This is a genomic window from Bartonella sp. AP11XZML (genome assembly GCF_042196445.1).
In the GTDB taxonomy this organism is placed as follows: Bacteria; Pseudomonadota; Alphaproteobacteria; order Rhizobiales; family Rhizobiaceae; genus Bartonella.
Map to the genome: position 1 here is coordinate 1 of NZ_JBHIQF010000089.1, position 5084 is coordinate 5084.

Annotated in this window: 5 protein-coding genes; 1 reads left to right on the forward strand and 4 read right to left on the reverse strand. The window is 31.3% G+C overall.

The features are described 5' to 3' along the window. Positions 1–228: 228 nt before the first annotated feature. Positions 229–684: a TIR domain-containing protein gene (locus tag ACFIMG_RS08675; protein WP_375639727.1), complete on the reverse strand. Its 456-nt coding sequence runs from the start codon at positions 682–684 to the stop codon at positions 229–231. Between the two features lie 45 nt (positions 685–729). Next, positions 730–879, reverse strand: coding sequence for a hypothetical protein (locus ACFIMG_RS08680; RefSeq protein WP_208438676.1), 150 nt, complete (start codon positions 877–879; stop codon positions 730–732). A gap of 698 nt (positions 880–1577) precedes the next feature. On the opposite strand from ACFIMG_RS08680, the gene ACFIMG_RS08685 reads away from it, so the two are divergent. Further along, positions 1578–2156 carry a hypothetical protein gene (locus ACFIMG_RS08685; protein WP_375679296.1) on the forward strand — a complete coding sequence of 193 codons (579 nt, stop codon included), beginning with the start codon at positions 1578–1580 and terminating at the stop codon, positions 2154–2156. Between the two features lie 59 nt (positions 2157–2215). On the opposite strand, the gene ACFIMG_RS08690 is transcribed toward ACFIMG_RS08685, so the two are convergent. Continuing rightward, positions 2216–2692 carry a helix-turn-helix domain-containing protein gene (locus tag ACFIMG_RS08690; RefSeq protein WP_375679297.1) on the reverse strand — a complete coding sequence of 159 codons (477 nt, stop codon included), beginning with the start codon at positions 2690–2692 and terminating at the stop codon, positions 2216–2218. Positions 2693–2719: 27 nt separating this feature from the next. Continuing rightward, a complete protein-coding gene (gene repC / locus ACFIMG_RS08695) occupies positions 2720–4069 on the reverse strand; it encodes a replication initiation protein RepC (RefSeq protein ID WP_375679404.1) in 1350 nt (449 codons plus the stop codon). Positions 4070–5084 lie beyond the last annotated feature (1015 nt).

Genomic DNA, 5084 nt, shown 5'->3' on the forward strand with positions numbered 1-5084 from the left:
GTTCTTGTGTTAATCCTTGTTTTTTACGTGTATTTCTAACAATAAAACCCAATATTTTCATTCTGCTTTCAATCATAATCATCCCGAAAGGGATGATTATATCATTTCATGCTTTTATTACAAGAAAATAAACCTGTACGGGACGTTTTTATCCCATATACTCCTAAAGCCTTATCCCAAGAACAAAGAAGAGTGCATATTTTGCGTATACTTCATACAGAAAAAAATTCAGTAGTTAACTGTATCTAAATTGAATCCGGCTGTGTTTAATAGTTCAACAAGTTTTGGGAGCGTCTCTTTTACGTGTTCATTAAAAGGAATATAATTAATCCCTTCATAATCTAAAGGTACTTCAACATCTCGTTTTTTTAAAATAGCAATATTTCTGCAAGAAATTATAGGAAACAACATACCCATTTTAAAAATAACATTTTGATTAGCGCGCGGTTGTGCGTCTTTTTTATCAGCAGATTTTGCATAACCAATGTCATCGGGAGTAAGTAGCACAATACCAAATTTTGGAGAATTAGTTTGCATACTAATTTCTTGTTTAAAATCCTCAATAGTAGTTAAATCATCACTACCAAATTTCAGAACGTATGGTTCCAATCCAAGCTTAAAAAGAACACGTTCAGTTTGTTCTAAAATAGTATGATTATTATATACAATAAAAATTTTTGGCATTTGGATCTCCCCTAAAAAATATATGCATTTGACCCAGAGGGCTTATTATTCCTTATCAACGAATAATTGCGATAAAAATTTCTCCCAATCTATATTTTCCTTTAATTTATCATTAGTCTCTTTATCAAATTTTATTTGTTTACCATTTACAGTAAAATAAAATTCAACACTTTCGATATCATCATGATTGAACATTTCCAACGCCTATAATTTTAATTATGTTACATTTTTTATAATATTTTCAAATATTTATCTCATAAAATAGCTTATAATTTTTATCTCTTTCTTTTGAAGTATATGCCCCTAAAAGCGCCCCTTCTAATCATGATTTCGGAGCCGCGTGAGATGGACGAAACAAGCCGTTAGGTTCTTTGTCAAGGACGCCGTTAGGCGCCATGTAATGGTCTCCTTGACATCAAGAACCTAGGATTGTTAGTCCCCTCATTAAACGCGGATCTGATGTCATGATTTTGGTGAGCGTTCCAGAGAGTTTGAGAGGCAGATAGCCTCTCATTAAAAAAGTATAAAGGATCTAATAAAATAATTGCTAAATAAAAATATCTTGTATATATCTTTTTTTGGAGGAAGAGGTTCTAAAAAGTTATCCCCGCTAGGATAAGTTGATCATTTATCTCTTTCTCTTTTTTTTAAATCAAAAATTTTTCTCATTTTCGACCTTCTTTACGCCTTTTAAAAATAAGGATTAATGGCACTAAAGATGAATAATTAAAATATTTATTTCGTATATAAATTATTATTTATGTAAATTTAAAAACTCCAATTACCTTATTTAAAAAACACTTTTTATGACATAATTAAATATTTTTTGCCTATTGTCCGGATTCTTTTTCCAAGTTAGCATAAGAAGACATCTCATTAAGAAAGGTTTTTCTGTGGAAGAAGAAGTAGCAAAAATCTATACAAATGATAGTAAGCATGAAAAATATCAAGATAAACTAGAATATTTGTTCGATCAACAGCATAAATATATGCAAGAATTTAGTAATACATTGGAGGCAAAAAAATTACATGATGTGCGAAGTGATTTGTACAATTATCTTCGTGATATTGGACAAAATGGTGATATATCGTTACTCATCAGTAGTGAGCGCTCTTTAACAGAAAATGATTTTATCCAATACGGTAACAGTAAAGCTATGATCAAAAGTTTCAAAAATGCTTTAGCTTATATAGATGTCATTAAAAAACATATAGCTCTTGTTAGTGATCCTGTACAATACCAATTTATAAATAAAACACATAGCTTACCCAAAAACCGAAAAGGTGGATTGCCTTATGATGAGGGGCGTAAAGCAATGGTATGGCATTATAAATGGCTAGAAGATACAGGATTATACTTTTCAACCTCAATTGAACTATCGATCAACGAAGCACGAAAAGATAATATGAAAGCAATTCAAAAACTTTACGAACAAATGCAAGCAAAAGCTATCGATATAGATTTTTCATAATATTGGACAGGTAATTTCAAACTAACAATATCAGTATCGTATACTGAAAATATGCCATATTAGGATGCAATACGTTTTAATTTTTTATCTACTTTTTCCTTAAGCTCATAGTAACGAATGATAAAAAGACGCAGATCAATAGCCCTTGTTGAGCGAGTATATCGATCGTTATCATCTATATGTTGGCGACCAAAATATCCAAAATCCCATATTACAATCAACCCACAATCATACAAACTTGAAAGAAGTACACTAACACGTCCTGGACTACGAGTCATAAAACCAATATCTTGATTGCTTTTAAAAATAATAGGAACTCCACCTTTTTTAAAGGCTTTATCAGGCGTTATTTCTAATAAGGTAGAAAGAACAGAAGATTCTGCTCTACTAATTAAATCAATATGATATAATCGATAAGCCAGCTTGCTTAATTTATCGCGGCTTACTGGTTTATATTCAACGTTCTCTGCTATTTTCTGATATTCTAGATGTTGTGCAGTTAACCGTCGCCCTATTATTTTCTTTGTTTTATCCATTTATTTTTTTCACTTTAATAAGATTTTTTATGCAAATTTTGACATTGTTAGATTATTTAACGTTTTATTGAGTTCAAACTCAAACAAAGAGCTTTTTTCTTCGTTTAGCTTTATTTTCTGATTTTTTTCTAAGTTTAAACTATTTATTTCTTCTTGATCAGCTTGTTTCAATAAAGCGAATAAAGAACGCTCTAGATATAATTCTCCCTTTTTTTCTTTATCAATCATGCCGCGGAGATATCCTCCTGGTGATTTTACAAGTCCTCTAGCATATTTTTCAAAAATGATGGCAATTGCCAGAGCTGTTTTTTTAAGCCCCATGATTTTTGTAGCTTGTTCAGCGGCATGTTCTGAAACTTTAATCATTCTGTACATAGGATACATAGAATGTATCAAATCGCTTTCTGTTTGGAAACTACATTCAGAAAACAAGACGGCATTTGGTAAAGCCTTTTCCAGTATCTCCGGCTTAATTTGAGGCAATGTACTACTTTTTGAAGGAAGTGAAGGGGCGGTTTTGCCGTTCTCTATATTTTCATAAGCCATTTTATCGTGACCGGAGGTCACATTAACGATTTGAGTGTGTTCAGAATTATCTGAACACCCATTTTTGTTACAATTACAATTATAGTTAGGGGTTGTATGTTCTATATGTATATTGCCAGCAAGATCCGTGTATCTTGTTTTTGATGTTTTTTGCCCAAAAAAACGTTGTAAAATCCCCTCAAAAAGACGAATTGCTTTGTATAATTTTTCAAACGACGCTTTAGCCGGACGACCAATAATATGGAGGATTTTTTGCATTCTAGAAAAAAGCAGTGAGGTAAACGGTGTTGCTTCCATTTCTGTATAACAGGTTTTAATTTGACGCACCAATCCTCTAAAATAATGCAAAGCTTCTTCTTGCTTCTCACGAATCTCCAAAGCTTTGCCTGCTTTTTGCTTAAGTTCATGATATCGCGCAATAAGAATACGTAAATCAATACCGCAAGCTGTTACGATATCATCGCTATGGTTACGTATAGGATAGCGTTTAAAGTTACCAGAGTCGCGCATAACAATAAGACCACAGTCATAAAGGCATGAAAGTAAAAAACTAACGCGCGATTCACTCCGTTTAATGTCATAACTAAGTTGTCGATTGCTTTTGAAAACAATAGGAACCCCGCCTTTTTCAAATGAATCTCTTGGAGCTGTCCTTAACAAATTCAAAAGAAGTTTAGCTTCACTCTCTTTTATGAAATCAGTCTGTTCCAGTTGATTAACCAATCCAATCAATTGACCACGGCTTACAGAACCAATCTCAGCAGTTTCTGCTAATTTTCTAAATTCTATATGATGTGCATTTATCTTTCTTCCAGATGTTTTTTTAACCATAATTTTTAAAACCTCTCTATTGGAGGCAAAAAAAAATGTTTAAAATACCCTTTTTCCACAAAATTTCTCTTGCAGAACGCATCACGATAAATTAAATTGAGAATTACTTAAAGTCTTTTTTAATTTACCGTACAGGTATTTAGAAACCCTTCTGTTAACGCAGTTGGGTTTTTATTTTTTTGCCATTGTATTTTCCTCTATTTGAAATAAGACTCATAGCTTTGAAAAAAGCTTGTCAAGATAAAACGTATATTAAAAAAAAAAGATTTTCAATATGGTAAAGCTTTCAAACAACTGTTTTTTATGGCAATACAACCTAATACAACCTACAACAACAGCAAAGCGAAATAACATATAACCAAGGAAACGCGCTCTTATATCGCGCTGTAGAAAACAACCTATACGAGTAAATAAATTCTAAACACAATAATTTTTCTTTGCAAGAATTGTCCACCAAGGACTGTGTGTATGATGATTAACTTTTTTCTGATAAAGCTCGTAGTGGAATATTGACTTGATTTTTCAGTAGCGCTTGAAAGAACGTTTTATCAATAATGGTCAATGGGATTATAGCTCCCGTGATCTCTTCGCCAATCTTCTGGTTGTTGAAATTTGCGCGACCATAAAACATTTTGTGCTTTTAAAGCAGGTTTTTCTATTGTCTTTTCTTGTGCTTTAAAAAAAGAATTTTCATTATGTTGACTGAAATAAAAGTATCAAAAAATAATAATATAAATTAATATAATATATTTAGGCGCTGCTCTAAGAGATTTTAAAAGTATCATTTTGAATATTACTATATTTTTGTCTATTATCTAAGATAAAGATTAAATATTTTTAATTTTATAGTAGAAAAAATAGTTTTTTCATTTTATAGGGTAGATTAATATTTTAACTATTAATTTAATTTTCAACTTTAAAATAGCGAGGGGGTTTTTCATGAAAAACATGAATAATTCATTCAGTTGTGAACACATCTTACCAAAAACTACTCTACCCAACACACAAAAGAAAT